Origin of the sequence: Zooshikella harenae (genome assembly GCF_018837975.1) — a bacterium.
Taxonomy (GTDB): Bacteria; Pseudomonadota; Gammaproteobacteria; order Pseudomonadales; family Zooshikellaceae; genus Zooshikella; species Zooshikella harenae.
Genome location: NZ_JAGSOY010000134.1, coordinates 1 through 2,500, shown reverse-complemented (window position 1 = coordinate 2,500; position 2,500 = coordinate 1). Strand labels below are relative to the sequence as shown.

Below are 2,500 nucleotides of genomic sequence, written 5' to 3'. Positions count from 1 at the left end.
CGACTTACTTTTAGTGGCAAGGTTAACCGTATAGGGGAGCCGTAGGGAAACCGAGTCTGAATAGGGCGTTTAGTCGCTAGGAGTAGACCCGAAACCGAGCGATCTATCCATGGGCAGGGTGAAGGTTAGGTAACACTGACTGGAGGCCCGAACCCACTGTCGTTGAAAAGCCAGGGGATGACCTGTGGATAGGAGTGAAAGGCTAATCAAGCTCGGAGATAGCTGGTTCTCCCCGAAAGCTATTTAGGTAGCGCCTCGCGTCTCACCCTCGGGGGTAGAGCACTGTTTCGGCTAGGGGCCCATCCCGGGTTACCAAACCGATGCAAACTCCGAATACCGAGGAGTGCAATCGCGGGAGACAGACGGCGGGTGCTAACGTCCGTCGTCAAGAGGGAAACAACCCAGACCGCCAGCTAAGGTCCCCAAGTTCTAGTTAAGTGGGAAACGATGTGAGAAGGCCCAGACAGCCAGGAGGTTGGCTTAGAAGCAGCCATCCTTTAAAGAAAGCGTAATAGCTCACTGGTCGAGTCGGCTCGCGCGGAAGATGTAACGGGGCTAAAACTAGACACCGAAGCTGCGGCTGCACACTTAGGTGTGCGGGGTAGGGGAGCGTTCTGTAAGCTGTAGAAGGTCAATCGAGAGGTTGGCTGGAGGTATCAGAAGTGCGAATGCTGACATGAGTAACGATAAAGGGAGTGAGAAGCTCCCTCGCCGGAAGACCAAGGTTTCCTGCGCAACGTTAATCGGCGCAGGGTGAGTCGGCCCCTAAGGCGAGCACGAAAGTGGTAGTCGATGGGAAACTGGTTAAAATTCCAGTACTGCTAATGACTGCGATGGAGGGACGGAGAAGGCTAGGTCAGCCTGGTGATGGTTATCCAGGTTTAAGCTAGTAGGCGGTGTTCTTAGGAAAATCCGGGAATGCAACGCCGAGAAGCGACGACGAGCTCTCATTAGAGAGTGAAGTGATTGATGCCCTGCTTCCAGGAAAAACTTCTAAGCTTCAGGTCATTAGGAACCGTACCCCAAACCGACACAGGTGGTCAGGTAGAGAATACCAAGGCGCTTGAGAGAACTCGGGTGAAGGAACTAGGCAAAATGGCACCGTAACTTCGGGAGAAGGTGCGCCGCTGATGGTGATTGGACTTGCTCCATGAGCTGTTGGTGGTCGAAGATACCAGGTGGCTGCGACTGTTTATTAAAAACACAGCACTCTGCAAACACGAAAGTGGACGTATAGGGTGTGACGCCTGCCCGGTGCCGGAAGGTTAATTGATGGGGTTAGCTTAGGCGAAGCTCTTGATCGAAGCCCCGGTAAACGGCGGCCGTAACTATAACGGTCCTAAGGTAGCGAAATTCCTTGTCGGGTAAGTTCCGACCTGCACGAATGGCGTAACGATGGCCACGCTGTCTCCACCCGAGACTCAGTGAAATTGAACTTGCTGTGAAGATGCAGTGTATCCGCGGCTAGACGGAAAGACCCCGTGAACCTTTACTACAGCTTCACACTGGACTTTGAACCTACTTGTGTAGGATAGCTGGGAGGCTTTGAAGCCGGGACGCTAGTTCTGGTGGAGCCAATCTTGAAATACCAGCCTGGTATGTTTGAGGTTCTAACTCTGACCTGTAATCCAGGTCGAGGACAGTGTGTGGTGGGTAGTTTGACTGGGGCGGTCTCCTCCCAAAGAGTAACGGAGGAGCACGAAGGTGCGCTAAGCATGGTCGGACATCATGCGGTTAGTGTAAAGGCATAAGCGCGCTTAACTGCGAGACGTACATGTCGAGCAGGTACGAAAGTAGGTCTTAGTGATCCGGTGGTTCTGAATGGAAGGGCCATCGCTCAACGGATAAAAGGTACTCCGGGGATAACAGGCTGATACCGCCCAAGAGTTCACATCGACGGCGGTGTTTGGCACCTCGATGTCGGCTCATCACATCCTGGGGCTGAAGCCGGTCCCAAGGGTATGGCTGTTCGCCATTTAAAGTGGTACGCGAGCTGGGTTTAGAACGTCGTGAGACAGTTCGGTCCCTATCTGCCGTGGACGTTGGAGACTTGAGGAGAGCTGCTCCTAGTACGAGAGGACCGGAGTGGACGAACCACTGGTGTTCCGGTTGTGTCGCCAGACGCATTGCCGGGTAGCTAAGTTCGGACAGGATAACCGCTGAAGGCATCTAAGCGGGAAGCCTCCTTCAAGATGAAGTCTCCCTGGGCTGTAAGGCCCCTGAAGAGCCGTTTAAGACTAAGACGTTGATAGGCTGGGTGTGTAAGCGTTGTGAGGCGTTGAGCTAACCAGTACTAATGGCTCGTGAGGCTTGACCATATAACGCCAAAGTGATTTGAGAAGTTATTAAGTTACGATTCTATATTGAAAGGTTTATGCTTGACGACGATAGCGAGTGGGCACCACCTGATTCCATCCCGAACTCAGAAGTGAAACTGCTCAGCGCCGATGGTAGTGTGGCGTTTCGCCATGTGAGAGTAGGACATCGTCAAGCGCTTATT

At 53.0% G+C, this 2,500-nt stretch carries 2 rRNA genes (1 of these 2 cut by a window edge); both read left to right on the top strand.

The features are described 5' to 3' along the window. Positions 1-2,318: ribosomal RNA gene (locus tag KCG35_RS23450) — 23S ribosomal RNA — on the top strand (it extends 576 nt beyond the left edge of the window). Between the two features lie 59 nt (positions 2,319-2,377). Next, positions 2,378-2,493, top strand: a 5S ribosomal RNA gene (gene rrf / locus KCG35_RS23445). Positions 2,494-2,500 lie beyond the last annotated feature (7 nt).